Below are 21413 nucleotides of genomic sequence, written 5' to 3'. Positions count from 1 at the left end.
AGACACCGGCGCTCGACTGCAACGGGACGGGCACACTTCGGCCCGTGTCGAACCCGCGTTCGCATCCGGACGTTATCCAGCCCTCGTTAAGGGTGTTTCCTTTCAGTGCGACGCCGGACTAACGGTCCCATAGCAGTTCCCGTTCGAGAGCTCGAACGCATCAAGCGAAAGCTGACTCGCTTCGACATCCGCCTGGAACTCTGCAGGCGCGTAGATATGATAGAATCGCGGGACGGTCTCGCCACCGGGCAGCGTCCACTCGACAGTCGTATCGAAGCCCATCTCGGCATCTGGCGGTGCGTCGAAATTGTCGTGGGTGGTGCTCCAGGCGCTGACGAACGCTTCCCCGTCGGGATCGAGCACCCGCGCGAGTTCGTCCAGGCTTTCGATCCGCGCTTCCCGGGATGGCAGGTGGTGCAGCGTCGCGATGTAGAGAGCCAGATCGACGCGATCGGTCGCTATCGGGAGGTTCGACGCATCACCAAGCAGGAAGCGACCATCCGGGACGCGCTCGGTCGCAGCATCGAGCAGCGACCGACTCGCGTCGACACCGACCACTCGACCGGCGCGCTGCTTTAGGATCTCGACGTGGCGGCCGTTGCCACAGCCGACGTCGAGACCCAGGTCCGCGTCGGCGGCGTCGGCGACGAACGCCTCGACTTCCGGCCACGGGTTCACCCGGGTCTTCGAGAAGTGCGTGCCGATGCGGTCGTACGTTTCACGCACGTCCGCGCGGGAGCGATCCATTTCGATCCTCGATCAGTCGTACTTCTCAGGGTAGGCCTCGGCCAGTAGCTCCGGCTGAGATTCGAGACGTTCCCGAATCGGATCGACAATTTCGCCGATGTACTCGCCGGCGGCGTTCTTGAGATCCTGGGGGTGGAGTTCCTCGCTGACGAAGTCGTCTTCCAGTTGGGCGTAGGTGTCGTAGGTGAGGTTCCCGCCGTATTCTTCAGGGCGCTCGACGACGAAGGCCTCCTCGCGCTCATCGAGAATCGGGAACACGAGGTATCGGACGTACTCCAGGACACCGTTGCCTTCGACCTCGCCCATCGGGCAGTAGGCGTCGCCGATCTTCTCGACGACGGTGTCGGGATCGTCCGTGAGCGCGACCTTCGAGGACTCCTCGGAAGCGCTCATCTTCCCGCCCGTCAGGCCGGAAAGCAGCGGCGCGAAGACGCAGGTCGGGGCCTCGCCGCCGTGTTCGGGCAGGATCTCGCGGGAGAGCATGTAGATCCCACGCTGGTCGATCCCGCCGTAGGCCACGTCGGCGTCGAGAGCGTCGACGTCCAGGGTCTGCATGAGTGGGTAGACCAGTCCACCCAGGTTCGGCGAGTCAGACTCCCGGACGACCTCGCTTGCGGCCCGCTGGGCGCGGGCGATCGTCGTCTCGGCGGTCATCCGCAGGAGTTCGAGGGTGTACTCGGAATCGAGTTCGAAGTCACGTCCGCGCACGAAGGTGATCTGCTCGGGATCGGCCCCGGCGGCCTCGACCATCGCTTCGATTGTTTCCTGGTAATAGGCAGTGCGGGCCTCCAGCAGGTCGAACGGGCTCTTTGCGTCGTCGAGGTGGGCGTGCAGGTCGGCGATCAGCACCGTCACGTCCATCCCGGCGTGCAGGAAGTCGGCGAGTTTCCGGATCGTCGTGAAGTGGCCGATGTGCATCTCGCCGGTCGGGGCGTAGCCGATGTAGACCGACGGCTCCTCGCGGTCCTCGAACAGCTCGCGTAACTCGTCCTCGGTGACGACCTCGGCGGTGTTGCGGGTCGCCAGGTCGACTCGCTCGTCCGTGTCCATACGCGTTCGTCCGGAGTCCGTCCCTAAAACGATTCGTTTCCCGGCTCGACCGGACTGTCGCCCGAGCGCTCACTCGCTCTGCTCTGCAACCCGATTCCGGTGGACGATCCCCTGGTTGTTCGCCGTGTTGGCGACGAAGTTCCGGAAGGCATCGCTCACGTCGAGGTCATCAGCCAGCACCGCGGGTCGGCCCTCGTCGCCGCGTTCGCGGATCTCCGGATCGAGTGGGATCTCGCCCAGGAACGGCATCTGGACCTGCTCGGCGAACTCCCGACCGCCGCCCTCGCCGAAGATGGCATGTTCGCTGCCACAATCGGGGCATTTGAACGAGCTCATGTTTTCGACGATGCCCAGGACGGGCGTGTCGTGCTTGCCGAACATCTCCAGGCCCTTCTTGGCGTCGTCCAGCGCGACACCCTGCGGTGTCGTGACGATCACCGCGCCCGTGACCGGGACGGTCTGGAGGAGTGTGAGCTGGGTGTCGCCGGTGCCCGGCGGGAGGTCGACGACGAGGTAGTCGAGTTCGCCCCACTGGACATCCTCGAACAGCTGAGTCAGGGTCTGGTGGACCATCGGCCCACGCCAGATCACGGGGTCGTCCTCGCCGAGCAGGAAGTCCATGCTCATGAGCTTCATCCCGTGTTTCTCCGGCGGGATGATCTTGTCGTCGTCCGTGGCTTCGGGGCGTTCGTGAGCGTCGAGCATCCGCGGGACGTTCGGTCCGTAGATGTCGGCGTCGAACAGCCCGACGCGAGCGCCCCGATCGGCGAGCCCCGCGGCGAGATTGACTGAAGTCGTACTCTTCCCGACGCCGCCCTTCCCGCTTGCGACAGCGATGACATTCTTGACGCCCGGCAGGATGTCGCCCTCGGTGCCACGGTCGATCGTCGCCGAAAGCTCGACGGCCAGATCCGGTGCGGCGTCGCCGATCACCTCGCGGACGCGGTCGGCGATGGTCGTCTCAGTCGGCGAGAACGGCGCACCCAGCGCGAGGTCGATATGTGCCGTCCCGTTTTCCAACTCGACGTCGTTGACCAGGCCCAACGAGACGATGTCGTCGTCAAGATCCGGGTCCTCGACCGATGCCAGCAGTTCCCGCAGCTCGGCTTCGTCCATACACCGCGGTAGGCTCCGAACGAGCGAAAAGACTTGTGACCCTGCGCGGACGGATCGCCCACAGGGAATTCAGTCGATGATTGGCTCGCCGGCACCGATCGTGAACGTACAGTCGGCCGCCAGTCTGAGGATGGCCCGATCGCCCACGTCGATCGCGCCCAGTTGCCGACCGATCGGATGCTCGCCGAACGAGACCGACGCTCGCGAAGTGGCCGGCCAGGCACCCACGCGACCCCGTAATTTCGTCGGCTCCCGGAGCAATCGGTCGTCTTTCAGCGTGAAATTGTACCCGGAGAGTCGGGCAGGCAGCGTCGGCGGCCGCTGGATCGCGGCCGAGAGCAGGGTCTCCCCATCGGCTCTGACAGTCGCGGTCCGTGTCTTTCCCTCGTCGGTCACGTCGATATCCGCGACGAGCTTTGGGTAGCCCCAGATGTCGACGCCGAAGGCCCGGGCGGGTTCGGTCGTCACCGGAAGCGTCTCGACGTAGCCGCTGACCGCTCGCCGGAGCAATGAGAGCAGCGGTATCGTTCGCGTTCCAGCCTCGACTGCGGGAAAGAGGACGCCGACCTCATCATAGGGCGGAATGGTCTCCTCGCCCACGCGGTCGTACCGGACGACGAGGACGGTCATCGCGGCACTGTCAGCCCGCATCCCAACGGGCGCTATTCCGGCCGGGAGCCGTTGTTCGACGGCCGCCCGATCGGCGGGAAAGACGGCTCCTGCGATCGTCGCCGAGAGGGAGACCGGGAGTTCGAAGGTGTGGCCAGTCGAGACGGTGATCGAGTCGGTCATCCGTCGATCGCCTCCCGAAAGCGTTCGATGGCTGCGAGCGTACGGATCGCTACTCGTTGGCCCAGGTCCTGAACGGGCCGCGGGAGCCAGCGCGTCGCCAGCACCAGCCTGGCCGGCAGGCCGACGGGATACCGGGCAGCCGGATCATCCGCAGTCGCGGCGTCCTGGATCGCCGCCGCGACGCGTTCGGGCGAGACGGCCAGCGGCCCGCCACCGAGCAGTGCTTGCCCTTCGAGTGCGTCGTAGATATCCGCGTACCGGTCTGACCGCTCGAACCCGGACAGGAGATGATCTGACTCGGCACTGAAGTCGGTGTCCACCCAGGCGGGTGCAACCAATGCCACGTCGACGGGCTGATCGGCGACCTCGATCCGGAGAGTGTCGGCCACTCCCTCGATTGCATGTTTTGATCCCGCGTACGCGCCCATGCCGGGCGTGACCACGCGGCCGTGCGTGCTCGAAACGACGACGGCCGTCCCGTCTCGCTCCCGTAGCAAGGGCAGTCCAGTGGTGATGGTCCGGAGTGTCCCGTGGACGTTGACGGCGAACTGCCGGTCGAGGCGCTCCGCCGGCAGGTCCTCGAGCGGCCCCGGCTGACAGTACCCGGCGTTGGCGACCACGCAATCGAGGCCGCCGGCCTCGGCGCTGATCCGGTCGTAAAGCCGGTCGAGTGCGGCACTGTCGGTCACGTCCAGGGTGGCGGTCTCACAGCCGTCGAGGTCCCCGAGTCCGTCGGCGTCGACGTCGACGGCGTAGACCTGCCAGCCGTCGTCGGAGAACTGGCGGGCTGTCGCCCGACCGATCCCGGAGCCAGCGCCGGTAACGAGAACGGTTTCCATCGAGACAGCGATCACAGCCCTGGCCGAAAGTCGTTCCGCTCGAAGCGAGGTCAGTAGCTGACAAAATCACGCTCCGTCACTTTGTTGTTGCCACATGCCGTGACGACCCTCCATCTCCCGCGGTATGCCTCCTCCCTGGCTGCCGGATTGACGCTGCTTCTTGGGGCCATGGATAACGTATACTCGGGTATACGCGAGGGAGACGACAACGGTCACCACCCCTGCCCACACGGCGAGAACCATCGCAAGGACCGGCTCGGCAAGCGTCGGCGAGAGGAGCACGATCGGCGCATGTCCCAGCGTGAGGACGAGGAACAACCCGAGTGCAACGAGTCTCGACTCGGCGAATGCGGTTCGTCCCTGTCTCATCGATCGGTCGAGGACGACAGCGGAAACGACGACGAGAAGCTCAGCCATCAGATACCCACCGAGGACGGCGATGACAAGCTTATACGGCAGGTAGCCGTCGGATAGCAGGAAAGAGACGCCGAAAAGTATCGGGAACGCAAATAGGATAGCCGTGAGCAAAACGGCCGGGAGCGACTCCAGGAAAGCGCCGAGCTGTGCGACGACGGTCCGGTGGCGATCCTCGAAAGTATCCTCGGCCACGACTGCAGCGAGGGCTGCCACCAGTGCGATATCGAGAAACAACACACCCCATCGAAGCAGGTCACCGCCCACGGCGAACAGCTCCACGGGGCTCTGAAGTGCGACCAGTGTCACGCTGCTGGCGACGAGCGCCACCACGAGCAGGAATGGCGACTCACGGAGAACGCTCACTGCCCACCGGAAGGTTGGCAGAACCCGAGGGCCGGGGAGCCGTTGCTGTTCCGTTTCCGTCTCGGATTCGTCGGCTGCCCACTCCACGTCGGTCTCGTGGGTTCCCCACTCCGTTTCGGACCTGTCCTCGGACCACCCACCGTCCGATCCGTCAGGGGACCAATCACTCATATTAGCAAAGATGGCATCACGACGAGCATAAGTTCTGTGATGCATGTTCACATCACGTCGGCGACCCTTTCGTTGCGTTTATATACCGACGACAGGTACGGGAGAGTACGCATCGTGTAGGGGCATTGGCCCCGAGTCCGAGAGGGCGCGAGTACGTGACCGCGAGTCGTGGTAGCCAAGCGGCCCAAGGCGCATGGTTGCTAACCATGTGGCGTAAAGCCTCCGGGGTTCGAATCCCCGCCACGACGTTTCACGAGATCACCACATATGAGCGCAGAAGACCCAGACGCGGCCGAAGTGGAGGACGACGAGGACCTCCGCTATTTCGTCCGCATCGGACAGACGGACCTTGACGGCACGAAGTCCGTTGAACGTGCCCTGACAGACATGAACGGAATCGGCCAACGCGCGGCCCGCATCATCGCCAACGACGTCGACATCGATCGACGCGAAACCTTCGGCCGACTCGAAGACGATCAGATCGAAGCGATCGTCGACCGTGTCGAAGGCTTCGCCGACGACGTTCCCGAGTGGCTCGCCAACCACCGCAACGACTTCTTCGACGGCGAGACGACCCACGAGATCGGGACCGACCTCAGTCTCACCCGCCGGCAGGACATCAACCGCATGAAGATGATCAACGCCTACAAGGGCGTTCGTCACAAGCGCGGCCAGAAGGTCCGCGGCCAGCGGACCAAATCCACCGGCCGGACCGAGGGGACCATCGGCGTCAACGTCGAAGCGATCAAAGAAGAGCAGGCCGAGGAAGCGGCGGCCGCCGAGGAGGATGAGGAATAATGGCACTCGGTTCCAACACCAAGTTCTACGAGACGCCCAACCACCCCTTCCAGGGCGAACGGATCGCCGACGAGCAGAGTCTCATCGGCCAGTACGGCCTCAAAAACAAGGAGGAACTCTGGCGAGCGCAGTCGGAGCTTCGTTCCTACCGGCGTGAGGCCCGGAAGCTGCTGGGTGGCGGTGGCACGGCAGAGGAAAGCGAGGAGTTCATCGCGCGACTCAAGCGCTACGGTATCCTCGACGAGGGCGACGCCCTGGACGACGTGCTGTCGCTCGACGTGACGGACGTCCTCGAGCGTCGTCTTCAGACGGTCGCCTACCGAAAGGGGCTGGCCAACACGGCCCAGCAGGCCCGCCAGTTCATCAGCCACGGCCACGTCACCGTCGACGGTGAGCGGGTTTCGATCCCCTCGAAGACGGTCGCCGTCGAGGAAGAGGGCGCCATCGAATTCGACGAGAACAGCCCACTCGCCGACGACCTCCACCCCGAGCGCGCGGAGGAACGATAAAACCATGTCCGGAGAGCAATCCAAGTGGGGCATCGCCCACGTGCACGCATCGTTCAACAACACGGTCATCACGATCACCGACCAGACCGGTGCCGAGACCCTCGCAAAATCCAGTGGCGGGACGGTCGTCAAGCAGAATCGCGACGAGGCCTCGCCGTACGCCGCGATGCAGATGGCCGAGACCGTCGCCGAGGACGTCCTCCAGCAGGGCGTCGAGGGCGTTCACGTCCGCGTGCGTGGTCCCGGGGGGAACCAGCAGCAGAACCCCGGGCCGGGCGCGCAGGCGACCATCCGGGCGCTGGCTCGCGCCGGCCTCGAGATCGGTCGGATCGAAGACGTGACCCCGATCCCACACGACGGCACCCGCAGCCCAAAATCCAGCGGATTCTAACATGGCCGAATACGACGTCACGTTCATCGAACGCGGAGAACGCGAGGCCCGGTTTCTCGTCCGGGGAGTCACACCTGCGTTCGCGAACGGCGTCCGCCGGGCGATGATCGCTGACGTGCCGACGTTCAGTATCGACAACGTCCGCGTCATCGAGAACTCCAGCGTGATGTTCGACGAACAGATCGGGCTCCGCCTCGGACTGGTGCCGCTGACGACCCCTGTCGGCGAGTTCGAGATCGGCGACGAAGTCACGCTAGCGCTCGACGTCCAGGGCCCCGATACGGCCTATTCCGGCGACCTGGTCGGCAACGACGAGATGGTCGAGCCGGCCGAGCCGGACGTGCCGATCATCGAACTCAAGGACGACCAGCGGCTGGAACTGGAGGCCGACGCCGTGCTGGACAAAGGGCGAGAGCACGCGAAACATCAGGGTGGCGTGGCCGTCTCCTATCGACACCTCCAGCGCGTCGAGCCCCAGGGCGAGCGCGAGGAGTTCGCCGACGACGACGCGGAGATCGTCCGCGGCGTCATCGAGGACGACGGAGAACTCGTCCCGACCGAGGACTTCGATCACGATCTGACGAACCGATACCCCGACACGCAGGTCGAGATCGAAGACGTGACCGATGCCTTCGTCTTCCACGTCGAGACTGACGGGTCCTTCGACGTGGACACCCTCGTCAAAGCGGGTGTGGGCACGCTTCGAGGCCGCGCCGAGGAACTGACCGAAACCATCCAGCTATAACGATGACCAGCCCCCGAACCCCTACACCGACGTCGCCTGCCCCTCGTGGTGCGAGCGCGGCGTCCATCGGTTCGACCGAAAGGGGTTTTACGGGGCAGACAGAATCGAATCATGTTCGCAGGGATAGCCAAGTTTGGCCAACGGCGCAGCGTTCAGGGCGCTGTCCCGTAGGGGTCCGCAGGTTCAAATCCTGCTCCCTGCACTTTTCAGGAGGGACGTCATGAGTAAAACAAATCCGAGACTGCGTAGTCTCATTGCCGACTTGAAGTCGGTCGCCCGCGACGGCGGCGGTGACGTCTGGAGCGACGTCGCCGAGCGCTTAGAGAAACCCCGACGGACCCACGCGGAGGTCAACCTGGGTCGCATCGAGCGATACGCCCAGGAGGACGAAACCGTGGTCGTTCCCGGGAAGGTTCTCGGCAGCGGCGTCCTGCAGAAGGACGTTACCGTCGCCGCCGTCGACTTTTCGTCGACGGCCGAGCGGAAGATCGACCAGGTCGGCGAGACACTGAGAGTCGAACAGGCACTCGAAGACAATCCGGACGGTTCGAACGTACGGGTGATCCGATGAGTATCGCAACCATCGATGCGGACGTCGTCGTCGACGCCCGTGACTGCATCATGGGTCGCGTCGCGAGCCAGGTGGCCGAGCGCGCACTCGACGGCGAAACGATCGCCGTCGTCAACGCCGAGCGGGCGGTCATCACCGGCAGCGATGATGACGTCTACGGGACGTACAAGACCCGGACCGACGTCGGCTCCGACCGGGGGCCGGCCTACCCCACGCGCCCGGACGGGATCTTCAAGCGTGCGATTCGGGGCATGCTCCCCTACAAGAAGCCACGCGGTCGTGAGGCGCTGGAGAACGTCCGTGTGTATCTGGGCAACCCCTACGAGGAAGACGAACCGGACGTCCTCGAGGGCACGTCACTGGATCGACTGTCGAACATCAAGTTCGTCCAACTGGGCGAACTGTCGGAAGATCTCGGAGCGAACGTAACATGGTAACGAACACGTCAGGCAAGAAGAAGACGGCAGTCGCCCGCGCGACAGTGTCGGACGGCGGCGGGCGGATTCGGATCGATTCCCGCCCGGTCGAACTCATCGACCCGGAGCTGGCGAAACTCAAGATGCTCGAACCGTTCCGCATCGCCGACGACGATCTCCGCGAGAACGTCGACATCGACGTGACTGTCGAAGGCGGCGGCGTGATGGGACAGGCCGATGCCATCCGGACGGCCATCGCCCGTGGACTCGTCCAGCACACCAACGACGCGGAACTCCGGGACGCCTACATGGCGTTCGATCGCTCGCTTTTGGTCAACGACGTGCGCCAGAGCGAGCCCAAGAAGTGGGGCGGCCCTGGTGCCCGCGCCCGATACCAAAAATCTTACCGCTGAGGTGACCACACGTTATGATGATACCGGTTCGATGTTTCACCTGTGGCACTGTGATCGGCAACGAGTGGGAGGAATTCAAAGAACGGGCTCGAGAGGGCGAGGAGGATCCCGAGGCAGTGCTCGACGAACTCGGCGTCGATCGACACTGCTGTCGCCGGATGCTCGTCTCCCACGAGGACCTGGTCGACGTGGTTTCCCCCTACCAATAATGCCGAACGAACAATACAACCGCTACGAAAAGGCCCGGATTCTCGGTGCCAGAGCGCTGCAGGTGGCATACGGTGCACCGGTACTGATCGACACCGATCAGACCCAGCCGATCCTCATCGCGGCCGAGGAGTACGACGCTGGTGTCCTGCCGTTTACGGTCAATCGAGGTAACTAACAATGACGCTAATCACGAACGTAACACTCCGACGCGTACTGGACTCACGAGGCAACCCGACTGTCGAAGCCGACGTCACCACCGAGAGCGGTGGCTTCGGTCGCGCTGCCGCACCGAGCGGTGCCTCCACCGGCGAGCACGAAGCGATCGAACTCCCGCCGAGCGAGGCGATCGCGAACGCCCGCGACCTGGCCGTCCCCCGACTCGAGGGCGAGGTCTACGCCGGCGATCAGCGATCCGTCGACGCGGCACTGCACGCCGCCGACGGCACCGACAACTTCTCGGAGATCGGCGCGAACTCCGCGGTCGCCATTTCGATGGCCGCCGCGAAGGCCGGTGCCGACGTCCTGGGTGCGCCACTCTATCAGCACCTCGGTGGCACCTTCCGCGGCGATCAGTTCCCGACCCCGCTGGGCAACGTCGTCGGCGGTGGCGAGCACGCCGAGGAGGCGACCAACATCCAGGAGTTCCTCTCGGCACCCGTCGGCGCACCGAGCGTGACGGAGGCCATCTTCGCCAACGCCGAGGTCCACGCCGAGATCAGCGAGATCCTCGAGGGTCGCGGCGTGCCCGTCAACAAGGGCGACGAGGGCGCGTGGGCCCCGCCGATCGGCGACGACGAGGCCTTCGAGGTCGTCGCCGAGGCGACCGACCGGATCAGCGACGAGCGCGGCTTCGAGATCAGCTTCGGGCTGGACATGGCCGCCGCCGAGATGTACGACGCCGAGGAAGGCGTCTACGAGTACGAGGGCGAGCCCGACCGGACCACCCAGGAGCAGATCGACTACGTCGTCGAGATGGTCGAGGAGTACGACATGGCCTACGTCGAGGACCCCCTCGACGAGAACGACTTCGAGGCCTTCGCCGAACTCACCGAGCGCGTCGGTGACCAGACGCTGATCTGCGGTGACGATCTGTACGTGACGAACGTCGAGCGCCTCCAGGAAGGGATCGACCTGGGCTCGTCGAACTCCATCCTCATCAAGCCCAACCAGATCGGGACGCTGACCGACGCCGTCGACGCGATCGAACTCGGATCGAAGAACGGCATCCAGTCGGTCGTCTCCCACCGTTCGGGCGAGACCGAGGATACGACGATTGCCCACCTGGCCGTCGGCGCGGCCGCCCCCTACATCAAGACGGGGACGGTGGCCGGCGAGCGGACGGCCAAGCTGAACGAACTCATCAGGATCGAAGAGAACGCATGAGCGACGAGGAAAGTGACATCGAGGCAGACGAGACCGACGCCGCCTCGGAGCCCGCCGATGACGCCGGCGTGGTGACCGAGGAGAGCGCGCCCGAGGCGGACGACGCGGAGCCGTCGGGCGACGACGAGGTTGGGGCACAGGACGACGCTGGAACGGACGACGCGGCCGAAGAGAGTCCGGCCCAGCTCGATGAGAACGTCATGCCGGACGAGCGATCGGAGGCTGACCTGCTGATTCCGGTCGACGATTACCTCTCGGCCGGGGTTCACATCGGGACCCAGCAGAAGACCAGCGACATGGACCGGTTCATCCACCGTGTCCGGACCGACGGGCTGTACGTGCTCGACGTGAGCATGACCGACCAGCGCATCCGCACCGCCGCGGACTTCCTGGCCAATTACGAGCCCGAGCAGATCCTGGTCGCCTCCTCCCGGCAGTACGGTCGCTTCCCGGCCGAGAAGTTCGCCGACGCCGTTGGCGCACGCGCCCGGACCGGCCGGTTCATCCCCGGAACGCTCACCAACCCGGATTACGACGGCTACATCGAGCCGGACGTCGTGGTCGTGACCGACCCGATCGGTGACGCCCAGGCCGTCAAGGAGGCCATCACGGTCGGCATCCCGGTCATCGCGATGTGTGACTCCAACAACACGACGGGCAACGTCGACCTGATCGTCCCGACCAACAACAAGGGACGGAAGGCACTGAGCGTCGTCTACTGGCTGCTCGCCAACGAGACGCTCGATCGCCGCGGTGCGAAGCCGGCCTACTCGCTCTCGGACTTCGAGAGCGACCTCTAACTCGACGACGCAGTCGCTCGTATTTTGGGTCTGACGTTCGTCGCGTTCGTGCATTTGTTTTCGACTCGTTGTCGGCCGCGAGCGATGCGTTCCCGCGGTATCGCCGGTTACCCAAGGCATTAGCACACGTAGTCCTGTGTGACCGTATGCCACAGAACACGACAGGCGAGTTCGCCTGGACCGCTGGCGCCATTGCATGGGTGCTGGCGATGGTGGCGGCGCGGCCGCTTGTCGGCTCGGACCCGCTGTTAGTCATCTCCCAGACCGTCATCGAGACGGCACCAGGCTCGCTGGCGACGTGGGCGATCGAAACCTTCGGCGTTGCCGCCCAGACGGTACTCGTCGCCGGCGTCGGTGTGGGCATCGTCATCGCGGCCGGCATCGTCGGCGCGATCGGCGACAGAGTCGAGGTTTCCCGACGCCAGCGGAGCCGAGTGCTACGGAGCACCGCAGTCACGGCGACGATCGCGACGGCGGGGGGCTTCTACCTGGCAGCGGGCGGGGTCTCGACCCGGTGGCTGCTTGCCTCGGGTATTGCGCTGACGGGTCCGGGTATGGTCTGGTGGATATACACAGGAACGCGCGCGTCAATCGGGCGGCGGCGAGCACTCGGCAGGATCGGTGGTGGAATCAGCGCGGTAGTTGCGGGGGGAGCGGTCGCCAGACTCATCGGCCAGCCAGTCCCAAAGGGTGGCCCACAGCCGGGCGAACCGCTCGAACTCGAAGAGAAGACCGAAACCGGGACGACCACGCCGACCACGAGAGGGGCACGTGACGAAGCTGCCATTGAATCCCGGCGATCGAGCGAGGGAGTCGTGGTGTCACTCTCGAACGACGAGACCGACTTCGCGTTCGACTTCGCGGGGATGCCCCCACAGAGTCAGAGTGCCGCGGATCACTTCGTGGTCGACAAAAACATCTCCGCACCGAAGGTCAATACCGAGAACTGGGCGCTCGCGATCAGGGGTGCCGTCGACGACGAGATCGATTTCGCCTACGAGACGCTCCGGAAGCACCCCGACCGTCGGGAACTGACCGTCACGACGCTGTGTATCTCCAACGAGGTCGGCGGCGACCTGATCGGGACCACTGATTGGATCGGGATTCCAGTCCGGAGACTGCTCGCGGAGGCGAACGTCACCGACGACGCGGTCGACGTCGTCACACACGCCAGAGACGGTTACTCCGAGGCGATCCCGTGGTCGGTCGTCCGTGATCGTGACGACATCATCCTGGCGGTCGGCATGGACGGCAAGGCGTTGCCCCGTGCACACGGCTTTCCGGTTCGATTGCTCATCCCGGGTCGATACGGGATGAAGTCGACGAAGTGGGTCACGGAGATCGAACTCGCGGACAGCGACCACACCGCATACTGGGACCAGCGCGGCTGGGACGAGGAGGCAGTCGTCAACACACTCTCGTATATCCGGGCGATCCAACGACGTGGCGATCGCGTCGGGATCGGCGGCGTCGCGTATGCTGGCACCCGCGGGATCGAGGGCGTCGAGGTGAGCCTCGACGGCGGCGAGACCTGGACCGACGCGGACCTCGAAGCGCCGATCTCACCACACGCCTGGCGGCGGTGGCAACTCGTCGTGGACCGCCCGGATGCGGGGCCACTGGACGCGGTCGTGCGGGCCACTGACGGCGAGGGAACTCGTCAGACCAGCCAGACGGCACCGCCTCACCCGAGTGGCTCGGCCGGCTGGCACTCGAGTTCGGTTTCGCTGTGAGTGGTCCCGGGCGGATGACTGGACCAGTTGGAGTCAGGTCCAGTCTTCCAGGCCCGTCTGGACGACCGACGATTCGATCCGTTCGAACCCGCGAGCGACTTCCTCGGCGTCGACCGCCCACTGGTCGGTGACGAACTCGCGGGCGGCTGCCAGATCAGGGTCGATACTCGTCTCGATGGTATACTCCTCGGTGACGGCGGGATCGAGAAACAGCTCGCGGATCCGATCGGCGTTCTCGACGTAGACGTCCTCGTTCTCGCTGACGCCCCAGAGATCGCCGTGCTCGCGAACGGCTTTGACCGCTGTCTTGGGGCCGTAACCCCGGACACCATCGTTGAAGTCCGTCCCACAGAGCAGGGCGACGTCGACGAGTTGCTCCCAGGAGAGGTCGTGTTCCGCAAGCGTCGCCTCGAAGTCCATCAGCTCGGGGTCACCAGAACTGGTGAGTTGCCGGAGCGTGAAGGGTGCGCCAAAGAGGAGGGCGTCGTAGTCTTCGGTGCCAACGTAGTCAACATCGCCCCGCCGGGCCATGTGGGCGGCTTGCGCTTCCCCCTCGGCTGGGGCGTCGACGGTCGGCACGTCGAGCAGCGCGAGGAGTTCACGAGTCGTCTCCAGAATGACGTCGGTGAGTCGCTGGGTCCGGGATTCGAGACGGGCTACCCGGACCGCGTCACCCGCTTCGCGAGCGTCTTCGAGTTGGTCCTCGTACTGTTCGCGCTGCTCGCGCCGACGCTGTACCTCGTCGTCCTTGAGGTCCGTGACTGCGCCGTCGAAGACGAACACGGGCGTGACGTCGGCCTCGAAAAACTTCGGCAGGCCCTGGACGACGCCGACAAGATTGGCGACTTCCGTTCCGTCCGCAGTCGTATAGATGTCGTCGTTCGTCCACTTGACCGTGGTCGTGAGATACCGATACAGCCAGTTGTGGGCGTCGACGGCGACGACCGAGCCCTCCAACACGTCAAAGCTGACGTCCTCGATGACGGCGATATCCCGGAGATCGGCGTTTCCCATGACCGTCCAGTAGGCACCTGAGTGGTTTGAATCCCCCGCCACCCGACGGGCGGCTGTCCGCGTTCACTCGGGACTGTCGATCACCGACGGCGGTCCCCCGGATGCTCGGTCGTCGACGAACCGTTGATCGGTCTCACTCAGATCGCGTTCACGATAGGCCTCGAGACCGGCCCGATAGCGGCCGGGCCGTCGCTCGGCCGTCGTCGAGCAGACGAGTTCGGCGAGTCCTGTCTGTTCGCCGGTGTAGGCCAGCCCACCTTTATAAAAGGCCTCGTAGGCAACGGGGTTGTTGACGCCGGCCTTCACTTCGTCGTACCCGCGTTCGCGGGCTCGCTCGACGACGAACCGGAGGAGTCGTGACCCGATCCCCTCGCCACGTCGATCCTCGCGGACGGTCACATACCGGAGACGGAGGCAGTCCTCGTCGGTTCGATCGGTGTCGAACGCGGCCGCGGCGACGATGGCGTCGTCCGCCCGTACTACGGCCTTGCCAGTCGTCGAGATGACGAACTTCCCGGCGTAGGCGAAGCGCTCGTGATCGAGGTTCAACGTCGGTCCATCGGCGGGCCACCCGCGTATGGAGTACTCCACGTCGGTTGCTTCGGGCGGAAGCCAAAAGTGATTGACTCCACCGGAGACAGGGTCCGAGAGCGCTACCCGCGTTCGCGGAAAGTAGTGGACCGATCAGTCCGGTGTCTCGAACACGAATACCTACGGATCGCGCTCGTTCGTCATGTACTCGCTTGATACACGATAGTCACCATCATCGTAGCGGTCGAACGACGAGTGGGGCAATCAACAACCCAACGGCTCAGCGGTTGAACGATTCCAAAAGAGGCGGGGACGTCAGCGGTAGTCCTCGGGGGACACCGCCACGGACGACTGTACCCAGGCTGTGTAGTTCTCCCGGTCGTAGATGATGCACTTGTCCTCGTTGAGTATCAGCTGGGCGTATCGGTCATCCGGCTGTTGGCATTGCCGGTCGGCCATATCGTCCGTGTGCGTTGCGCTCATTGTATGTCACGATGGCTTGGGTGCCTCGTTTACCTCCTATATGGCAGTGATCACGCAACAGCAATAAACACTTGCACCACAATATCAGACGAGATAATGGGGGACCGCGGCGACATATCGGAGTATTATGCCGCATCAAGGCCGTTTCTCCACAGGCGATCTCACTCAGTTGCGAACTAAATGCTCGTAGATTCAACTACTGATAACTAGCGAGCCGGCGCAGTATTTCTATACTGACAACATATCGGCCGTAGAATGGGAGTGTTCCGAGCGCCCCGCTTGCTCCCGTGAGACAACCCCGCTCTTCTCACGTTCGCTCCCTCTCGGAGGAGGATGCGACAGTCGAAACGAGAACGCCCAAGTCCCCGGCACCGTACGTCCCGGATATGGGTACGGTGACCACCACGATCCGAAGCCGGATCGATATCTCCGGAGCGACGGCGATCCTTGCCGTCGGCGACCTGGTCGCGATCGCGGCGTTCGTCCTTATCGGGGCAGTGTACGGCCACGGCGAATCACTCTGGAACGTCGGGAGACACGTCGGAACCTTCCTTCCCTTTCTGATCGGCTGGCTGGCCGCCTCGATGCTCGGCAGTCTGTATACGACCGACGCCCGGCGCTCAGTTCTGCGGGCGATCTCCTGGACGGTTCCGGCCTGGATCACGGCGGCACTGGTCGGGCAGTTACTGCGAGCAACGACGTTGTTCCATGGCTCGTTCTCGCCGATCTTTCTGCTCATCTCGACCGTCGTCGGATTGGCCCTGCTGGTCCCCTGGCGAGCAGGCGTGGCGTACTGGCTCGGCGGCGGAACGCTGACCTGAAACAGCGACCGTCCCGTCCGCACCGAACCACGCCCGACGGTTCCGACAGTTCCTTTTGCCGGCCTGTTCGCTCGTGAGCGACTGGGCTCGGACGCAGTGTCGTCGCTATTCCAACCGCAAAATAGCTTGCGTAAGTTATGAGAATATTTGCTTGAACCATGAAAAATAAGTTAAATGGGATCTGCATGTGGTATAACACGCTGTAAAGTCGGGTATGGGAAACTATTCAGTGACCTCAAATGAGTATTATAATATACCATGATAGAATATTACGACCTCGTCCTGGGGCTGATCCCGCTGGTCCTGGTCAGCGTCGCGGGCGGGCTCACTGGCGCAGGGATCGGGCATTTCACGGCGATGGCACTCGCATCACTGGTGGCGATCGGACTCATCGCCCACGGACTGTTCGTTCGCACCCCGATTCAGACAGAGTCCGAGCAGGCGATGCGAGGCGTCGCGGACTGAATAGAGCGGCGACACTGCCGACGTCGCTTCACCGTACCTCTGATTGGGAGAACGCTGAGTGGTTCTAAAGATACGGCCCCAGTCCGAGCGTCTCGACGAGGGTCATCCCGCTGGCGAGTGCCCCGACGAGGTACCCCGCGATGGCCCCACCGTTCAACAGTGGGAGCCCGGCGTGTGCGCGCCCGGCCAGAACCATCCGTAACAACACGGCCAGCCCGAGGAACGTCCCGACCACGGCAGTGGCTGCGGGCACGGCGACCGAGAACGCGCCGATATCGACGGTCGGAACGGACGCATCCGCGAAGAATGCGGCTGATGCGACCAGCACCGTCGGAATGATCGCGTCGCCGAGACCGATGAACAGCGCCTCACGGTCTTCGAGTGGATCGGCGCTGTCGCCCTCAGCAGCCTCGGCTGATCCGGATTCGGCAGTTACGTCGGTGTCCTCCGGCTCAGTGGTGGCGTCGTCCGCAGTCGGATCCGCTTGCTCATTGTCGGACTCCTCGTCGAGCCCTGCCGTATCCTCCCGGAAGGAGTAGCCGACGGACATCGGCGCGACGAGTACGACGGGGACTTTGAGATCCATCACGCCCGAAGCGATCGTCAGCATGTGTTCGGTGCCGTAGACGCTGATGGCATCGTAGACAGCCAGGACGGAGAGCAAGACAAGGGCCGGGAACACACCGAAGGTGATACCGAACAGGCCGGCCGCTCCCGCACCCATGACGGCACCCGTGGCATCGATGACGTACCACTCCGGATAGGCGTACAGTGCGACGCCGAGGCCGATCGCGCCGACCCACGCAAGCCCGTGGAGGCCGTCCCCGACTGGCAGCGTCACGACGGGCGGCAGCAGGATCGAGAACACGAGCAGGGCGATGTACGCGCCGGTCGCGACGATCAGGCCACGGATCGCCCACTGGACCTCGTACTTGAACGCGGCGAGCATCACGCCGGTCATCACGAGGATCGCCGCGATGTACAGCAGGCTATTGACCGGGTTCTGGGGATCCTCGACCGCCTGGAGTCCGGCAGTCTTGAACGGATCGACCAGCGCAAGCGCGCCGAGTTGAACGAACAGGAAGATCGAGACGATCACCGAAATCGAAAGCGTGAGTCCGCGGTACCGGGCCATACAATACCTTTCGGGACGCCGTCAGGAAAAGCGATTTCGGTCCGGCGACGGCCGAACGCGAGTTAGCGATAATACAGCGGCTGGCCGACAAGCGCTGGCGGGTGAACGCTGTCGACCGGCGAGACCGCGAGATACGGCCGCTCGACCGGCCCGAACACGTCGACGACGCGGCCGACCGTCGCCAGGGAGTCGTCGATGACGCTCGTTCCGATATCAGGATGGGTTTCGTCGGGACACTGCACGACGGCCACACTTTGAGCAATGCCCCGAACCTCCCCGGCTCGGCGCATCACTCGCGGAGCGCGGCGACGTACGCCGCCACGGCTCCCAGGAGGTCACTCTTCGTTGCGTCGTCAGCATCCTTCACGAGGACGCGGCCACGGGTCTCGTACTCCCGCGGATACGTCTTCTCGCGTTCGATCACCGCGTCGTACCCGACCTGTTGAACCGCCTCCGCGATCTCCTCGATCGTCGGCTCCTCGACTGCCAGCTCCTCCGAGACGCGACGCCCCTCGCTTCGTGCGAGGTCGGCATCGAGGGCCGCGGGCCAGATGACGTTCTCGACCATGTGTCCCGATCGTTGGCCCAGGGGTAAACCCCTTACTGGTCGCGTCCACTCGTCTCCGCGACTGACGGAACCACCGCCGGGAGGTCGATGGGTTCGACCAGCTCGGCAGCGCGATCGAAGGGATCGCTCTGCGCTACTGTGCGCTCGGGACGCTCCACGCCGGCCTGCTCGAAGACGTTCTCGACGAACGCGTCCCGGAGTCTCCGGTTCTCGAAGCAGCCGTGGAGATACGTCCCGAGTACCTGCTGGTTCGCGACGCTCTCCGGGCCGATAGGTCGGGCCACACCGTCCGGAACTGTCGTCTCGCCCATGTGGATCTCGTATCCCGAGACGGTCCCCGTCGCACCCGCGATCGGGCCGACACCTGTCGCCTCGTAGGTCCCCGCAGTTACACGCTTCTCGGCCGAGAAATGGGTCTCGACGGGAAGCAGCTCAAGGCCAGCGACCGTCCCGGTCGCCGTCGTGCTCTCGACGCCGACGTTCCGGAGCCGCTCGCCGAGTAACTGATAGCCGCCACAGATCCCCACGATCGGCCCGTCGAACGCACTGATTGCAGCACCGAGTCGTGAGTCCCGTACTGCAAGCAGGTCGTCGACGGTATTCTTCGTCCCCGGCAGAGCGAGCGCGTCAGCGGTCGCGGCCCCACTGTCGAGTGGCAGGAACTCGACGCGGACGCCCGGTTCACGGGCCAGCGGTGCCACGTCGGCCACGTTCGAGAGGTGTGGAAGTCGCGGGACGCCGACCGTGACGCAGTCGTCCGGCGGGACACCATCCTCATCGCCCCACGTGCCGCGCTCGCCCGCCGACGGGAGCGACAGGCTATCTTCTGCGGGCAATCCGGGATCGTCGTGAGGCAGGACGGCAACGACCGGGACGCCCGTCCGTTCTTCGATCGCCGCAAGGCCGGGTTCGAGCAGTGAACGATCGCCCCGGAACTTGTTGATCACGAGCCCGGCCACTCGGTCACGGAGATCCTCGGGAAGCAATTCGAGCGTCCCGTAGAGACTGGCGAAGACGCCACCGCGTTCGATGTCGCCGACCAGCAGGATCGACGCGTCGGCGAAGCGCGCGGTCTCGACGTTCGCCAGATCGCGATCCTGAAGGTTGATCTCGGCGATCGAGCCCGCGCCTTCGGCGACGATCACGTCGTGGCGGGCGGCGAGCCGATTGTAGGCCTGGCGGGCGGCCCGACGGGCGCGGTCCCAGTGGTCGTCGTAGTACGTCCCCGCGGCGAAGTGGCCCACGGCCTCGCCGTCGATGACCAGTTGACTCTCGCCGTCCCCTCGCGGTTTGAGCAGGACTGGATTGTGATCGGTCGTCGGTACCACGCCGGCGGCCCGGGCCTGGACGTACTGTGCAATGCCGATCTCGCCGTAGGCGTCAGGATCGCCGTCCGCGAGTTCGCTGTCACCGCCCTCACCGACGGTCCCGACCGCACCCGGTTTGAATCCCACCCGGGCGTTGTTGGACATGTTCTGGGCCTTGAACGGCGCGACGGAGACGCCTTGGTCGGCCAGCCGCCGGCAAAGTCCGGCGACGATCGTACTTTTGCCGACGTGACTGGCCGTCCCGGCGACCAGAACAGTTCGTCCCATCTGCTGGCCATTTCTGGGAGTCGGGGAGACACGTGTCTTTCGACCGGTCCTGCGGTCAGTGACAGCGTCGAGGGGAGAAGAGAGGTGAGGGGTTCCCGCCACTCGAATCAACTATATATAGTTGAACTCCACGCAAACAACTTTTTTCGGTTGAATCTTTGACGATGATGAGACTATATCGGTTGAACCAAAGCGCATAAACCAGAAGTGGTTGAATACTCACGCATGACCACCCGACGCTGTGTCGTCATCGGCGACGTGATCGGGTCCCGCGAGGTGGACGATCGCACGGCGTTGCGGGATCGTCTCGAAACCGGGCTCGAAGCGGTCAACGACGCGCTTGCTGATCGGCTCGTCGCCCCCTTCGCGACGCTGAAAGGCGTCGACGAGGTCGGCGGCGTCCTGGAATCCCCGGAGGGTGCCTACCGTGCACTTCAGTTGTTGACCGAGGCGATCCATCCGACCACGATGCGGGTGGCGATCGTTCATGGGTCGGTCGACATCGGTGCAAACACTGGTGACGTCGCCGAGATGGATGGCCCGGCGTTTCACACGGCCGACGACGCGCTCGGACGACTCGACAAACGCGAACGCCTCGTTGCCCTGTCCCTCGAGGAGGCCCATTCGTGGCAGGTCGGCTTGATCGAAGCGCAGATGGAACTGCTCTCGATGTGGAAGGAAGCGTGGACGCCACGGCAGGCAGAGGTCGTCCGGACCTACCGCGACGCGGCGACGATGGGAGCCGCAGCGAAACGGCTTGGTGTCTCAGTGCAATCAGTCTCGAAGACGCTCAAGCGTGCGCGGGCCGTGACGATCATCGAGATAGAGGAGACACTCGAGACGGCACTGTCTCACCTCGCGGAGGGGACGCCATGAATCGCTGGACTGCAGCGTCGCTGGTCCTGGCGGGAGTCTCTATCGCCCTGCTGATCGCGTCCGCGCCGGCGACCGTCACGAGCGACGTCGAACTCGAGTGGATCGGCACGGTCCTCGGCGGCTACGGCCTCCTCGTGGCAACAAGTGGCTACGTCGTCGACGGCACGCTCCGGTTTGCGGGCGCGGAAGTCAGCGGGGAGGAAGCAGACACCGGCCGGGCAGTCGGCAAGGTCGAGAACGTTCTCATCCTCACACTGACCCTGCTCTCGGCGTACACCGCCCTCGGCCTCGTCTTCACCGCGAAGTCGATCGTTCGCTGGCAGGATATCACGAGCGGCAACACGACGTACTATCTGACCGGAAGCGTCGCCAATGTCACCTACTCACTCGTCTACGGCGTCGTGATGGCTGCGTTGATACCCGGTCTGTCGGTGTCCCTCTGATGAGTGGTCCCGGCCTCC

At 64.4% G+C, this 21413-nt stretch carries 29 protein-coding genes and 2 tRNA genes; 18 read left to right on the top strand and 13 right to left on the bottom strand.

The genetic code is table 11. From position 1 onward, the window contains the following. Positions 1–102 precede the first annotated feature (102 nt). The 6 genes from HUTA_RS12425 to HUTA_RS12400 form a co-directional block, all read right to left on the bottom strand. The gene (locus HUTA_RS12425; protein ID WP_015790258.1) at positions 103–747 is read right to left on the bottom strand and encodes a class I SAM-dependent methyltransferase; all 645 of its coding nucleotides are present in this window, start codon (positions 745–747) and stop codon (positions 103–105) included. A gap of 12 nt (positions 748–759) precedes the next feature. Next, positions 760–1797, bottom strand: a complete 1038-nt coding sequence (locus tag HUTA_RS12420; RefSeq protein ID WP_015790257.1) for a tyrosine--tRNA ligase — start codon at positions 1795–1797, stop codon at positions 760–762. A 69-nt stretch (positions 1798–1866) separates the two neighbouring features. Continuing rightward, positions 1867–2913 (bottom strand): Mrp/NBP35 family ATP-binding protein, encoded by a 1047-nt coding sequence (locus tag HUTA_RS12415; protein WP_015790256.1) that lies wholly within the window; start codon positions 2911–2913, stop codon positions 1867–1869. Between the two features lie 69 nt (positions 2914–2982). Then, positions 2983–3705 (bottom strand): acetoacetate decarboxylase family protein, encoded by a 723-nt coding sequence (locus tag HUTA_RS12410; RefSeq protein WP_015790255.1) that lies wholly within the window; start codon positions 3703–3705, stop codon positions 2983–2985. Further along, positions 3702–4544, bottom strand: coding sequence for an SDR family NAD(P)-dependent oxidoreductase (locus tag HUTA_RS12405; protein WP_015790254.1), 843 nt, complete (start codon positions 4542–4544; stop codon positions 3702–3704). The genes HUTA_RS12410 and HUTA_RS12405 overlap by 4 nt, the downstream gene beginning before the upstream one ends. Before the next feature lie 66 nt (positions 4545–4610). Next, entirely contained in the window at positions 4611–5324 is a 714-nt protein-coding gene (locus HUTA_RS12400; protein WP_245529109.1) for a hypothetical protein, read from the bottom strand. Positions 5325–5660: 336 nt separating this feature from the next. On the opposite strand from HUTA_RS12400, the gene HUTA_RS12395 reads away from it, so the two are divergent. The 14 genes from HUTA_RS12395 (at position 5661) to HUTA_RS12330 (ending at position 13464) form a co-directional block, all read left to right on the top strand. Then, positions 5661–5743 (top strand) — tRNA-Ser (locus tag HUTA_RS12395). Positions 5744–5762: 19 nt separating this feature from the next. Beyond that, positions 5763–6293 (top strand): 30S ribosomal protein S13, encoded by a 531-nt coding sequence (locus HUTA_RS12390; RefSeq protein ID WP_015790252.1) that lies wholly within the window; start codon positions 5763–5765, stop codon positions 6291–6293. After that, on the top strand, positions 6293–6802 hold the full coding sequence (locus HUTA_RS12385) for a 30S ribosomal protein S4 (protein WP_015790251.1): 510 nt from the start codon (positions 6293–6295) through the stop codon (positions 6800–6802). The genes HUTA_RS12390 and HUTA_RS12385 overlap by 1 nt, the downstream gene beginning before the upstream one ends. A gap of 4 nt (positions 6803–6806) precedes the next feature. Next, on the top strand, positions 6807–7193 hold the full coding sequence (locus tag HUTA_RS12380; protein ID WP_008523720.1) for a 30S ribosomal protein S11: 387 nt from the start codon (positions 6807–6809) through the stop codon (positions 7191–7193). A 1-nt stretch (position 7194) separates the two neighbouring features. Then, positions 7195–7938: a DNA-directed RNA polymerase subunit D gene (locus HUTA_RS12375; RefSeq protein ID WP_015790250.1), complete on the top strand. Its 744-nt coding sequence runs from the start codon at positions 7195–7197 to the stop codon at positions 7936–7938. A gap of 117 nt (positions 7939–8055) precedes the next feature. Beyond that, positions 8056–8140 (top strand) — tRNA-Leu (locus HUTA_RS12370). 18 nt (positions 8141–8158) lie between these two features. Next, positions 8159–8509 carry a 50S ribosomal protein L18e gene (locus HUTA_RS12365; RefSeq protein ID WP_015790249.1) on the top strand — a complete coding sequence of 117 codons (351 nt, stop codon included), beginning with the start codon at positions 8159–8161 and terminating at the stop codon, positions 8507–8509. Next, positions 8506–8946 (top strand): 50S ribosomal protein L13, encoded by a 441-nt coding sequence (locus tag HUTA_RS12360; RefSeq protein ID WP_015790248.1) that lies wholly within the window; start codon positions 8506–8508, stop codon positions 8944–8946. Before HUTA_RS12365 ends, HUTA_RS12360 begins: the two co-directional genes overlap by 4 nt. Beyond that, the gene (locus HUTA_RS12355) at positions 8940–9338 is read left to right on the top strand and encodes a 30S ribosomal protein S9 (protein WP_015790247.1); all 399 of its coding nucleotides are present in this window, start codon (positions 8940–8942) and stop codon (positions 9336–9338) included. The genes HUTA_RS12360 and HUTA_RS12355 overlap by 7 nt, the downstream gene beginning before the upstream one ends. Positions 9339–9352: 14 nt before the next feature. After that, the gene (locus tag HUTA_RS12350) at positions 9353–9547 is read left to right on the top strand and encodes a DNA-directed RNA polymerase subunit N (RefSeq protein WP_015790246.1); all 195 of its coding nucleotides are present in this window, start codon (positions 9353–9355) and stop codon (positions 9545–9547) included. Next, positions 9547–9723 carry a DNA-directed RNA polymerase subunit K gene (locus HUTA_RS12345; protein WP_008523732.1) on the top strand — a complete coding sequence of 59 codons (177 nt, stop codon included), beginning with the start codon at positions 9547–9549 and terminating at the stop codon, positions 9721–9723. Before HUTA_RS12350 ends, HUTA_RS12345 begins: the two co-directional genes overlap by 1 nt. Positions 9724–9725: 2 nt before the next feature. Further along, positions 9726–10931, top strand: coding sequence for a phosphopyruvate hydratase (eno, locus tag HUTA_RS12340; protein WP_015790245.1), 1206 nt, complete (start codon positions 9726–9728; stop codon positions 10929–10931). Beyond that, positions 10928–11731, top strand: a complete 804-nt coding sequence (gene rpsB, locus HUTA_RS12335; RefSeq protein WP_015790244.1) for a 30S ribosomal protein S2 — start codon at positions 10928–10930, stop codon at positions 11729–11731. The genes eno and rpsB overlap by 4 nt, the downstream gene beginning before the upstream one ends. Before the next feature lie 146 nt (positions 11732–11877). Next, positions 11878–13464: a molybdopterin-dependent oxidoreductase gene (locus HUTA_RS12330; protein ID WP_015790243.1), complete on the top strand. Its 1587-nt coding sequence runs from the start codon at positions 11878–11880 to the stop codon at positions 13462–13464. 33 nt (positions 13465–13497) lie between these two features. On the opposite strand, the gene fen is transcribed toward HUTA_RS12330, so the two are convergent. From fen to HUTA_RS15660, 3 genes are all read right to left on the bottom strand, one after another. Further along, positions 13498–14478, bottom strand: coding sequence for a flap endonuclease-1 (gene fen / locus HUTA_RS12325; RefSeq protein ID WP_015790242.1), 981 nt, complete (start codon positions 14476–14478; stop codon positions 13498–13500). Positions 14479–14541: 63 nt separating this feature from the next. Then, positions 14542–15069 (bottom strand): GNAT family N-acetyltransferase, encoded by a 528-nt coding sequence (locus HUTA_RS12320; protein ID WP_015790241.1) that lies wholly within the window; start codon positions 15067–15069, stop codon positions 14542–14544. 255 nt (positions 15070–15324) lie between these two features. After that, a complete protein-coding gene (locus tag HUTA_RS15660; RefSeq protein ID WP_015790240.1) occupies positions 15325–15492 on the bottom strand; it encodes a DUF7331 family protein in 168 nt (55 codons plus the stop codon). Positions 15493–15878: 386 nt separating this feature from the next. On the opposite strand from HUTA_RS15660, the gene HUTA_RS12315 reads away from it, so the two are divergent. Together HUTA_RS12315 and HUTA_RS12310 are read left to right on the top strand one after the other, a co-directional pair. Continuing rightward, positions 15879–16313, top strand: a complete 435-nt coding sequence (locus HUTA_RS12315) for a DUF3054 domain-containing protein (protein WP_015790239.1) — start codon at positions 15879–15881, stop codon at positions 16311–16313. A gap of 258 nt (positions 16314–16571) precedes the next feature. Beyond that, positions 16572–16778, top strand: a complete 207-nt coding sequence (locus HUTA_RS12310) for a hypothetical protein (protein WP_015790238.1) — start codon at positions 16572–16574, stop codon at positions 16776–16778. Positions 16779–16842: 64 nt separating this feature from the next. Here the strand turns inward: HUTA_RS12310 and HUTA_RS12305 are convergent, their stop codons facing one another. From HUTA_RS12305 to HUTA_RS12290, 4 genes are all read right to left on the bottom strand, one after another. Beyond that, on the bottom strand, positions 16843–17913 hold the full coding sequence (locus HUTA_RS12305; protein ID WP_015790237.1) for a presenilin family intramembrane aspartyl protease PSH: 1071 nt from the start codon (positions 17911–17913) through the stop codon (positions 16843–16845). A 62-nt stretch (positions 17914–17975) separates the two neighbouring features. Then, positions 17976–18203 carry an H/ACA ribonucleoprotein complex subunit GAR1 gene (locus HUTA_RS12300; protein ID WP_015790236.1) on the bottom strand — a complete coding sequence of 76 codons (228 nt, stop codon included), beginning with the start codon at positions 18201–18203 and terminating at the stop codon, positions 17976–17978. Beyond that, a complete protein-coding gene (srp19, locus tag HUTA_RS12295) occupies positions 18203–18481 on the bottom strand; it encodes a signal recognition particle subunit SRP19 (RefSeq protein ID WP_015790235.1) in 279 nt (92 codons plus the stop codon). The genes HUTA_RS12300 and srp19 overlap by 1 nt, the downstream gene beginning before the upstream one ends. Positions 18482–18513: 32 nt before the next feature. Further along, on the bottom strand, positions 18514–20076 hold the full coding sequence (locus HUTA_RS12290; RefSeq protein WP_015790234.1) for a cobyric acid synthase: 1563 nt from the start codon (positions 20074–20076) through the stop codon (positions 18514–18516). A gap of 225 nt (positions 20077–20301) precedes the next feature. Between HUTA_RS12290 and HUTA_RS12285 the strand changes: the two genes are divergently transcribed. Further along, a complete protein-coding gene (locus tag HUTA_RS12285; RefSeq protein ID WP_015790233.1) occupies positions 20302–20952 on the top strand; it encodes a SatD family protein in 651 nt (216 codons plus the stop codon). Continuing rightward, a complete protein-coding gene (locus tag HUTA_RS12280; protein ID WP_015790232.1) occupies positions 20949–21395 on the top strand; it encodes a hypothetical protein in 447 nt (148 codons plus the stop codon). Before HUTA_RS12285 ends, HUTA_RS12280 begins: the two co-directional genes overlap by 4 nt. Positions 21396–21413 lie beyond the last annotated feature (18 nt).

This window comes from Halorhabdus utahensis DSM 12940 (genome assembly GCF_000023945.1).
Lineage (GTDB): Archaea > Halobacteriota > Halobacteria > Halobacteriales > Haloarculaceae > Halorhabdus > Halorhabdus utahensis.
The sequence above is the reverse complement of the archived record's forward strand: the minus strand, read 5'-3'. Positions and strand labels throughout refer to the sequence as shown.